We start from the raw sequence: 223 nt of genomic DNA on the forward strand, positions 1-223 counted from the left end.
GCCGGTATCGCAACAAACGCGGCTGGTTGGCATCGCGAGATCGAGCGCCTATTACCGACCGCAGCCGGTCAGCGAGGCCGATCAGTTGCTGATGCGACGAATCGACGAACTACACATGGAGTTTCCGTTTGCCGGAGCACGGATGCTGGCGCGCCTGTTGCGCCGGGAAGGCCATGAAGTTGGTCGCCGTCGCGTGCGCACGCTGATGAAGCGCATGGGCGTC

1 protein-coding gene is annotated in these 223 nt (G+C 63.2%); it reads left to right on the forward strand.

From position 1 onward, the window contains the following. The coding region (locus ACNQQL_RS36265) for an IS3 family transposase (RefSeq protein WP_347069767.1) at positions 1-223 on the forward strand (223 nt) is incomplete at both ends.

Origin of the sequence: Burkholderia sp. LFS061 (genome assembly GCF_047978125.1) — a bacterium.
Classification (GTDB): domain Bacteria; phylum Pseudomonadota; class Gammaproteobacteria; order Burkholderiales; family Burkholderiaceae; genus Burkholderia; species Burkholderia pyrrocinia_C.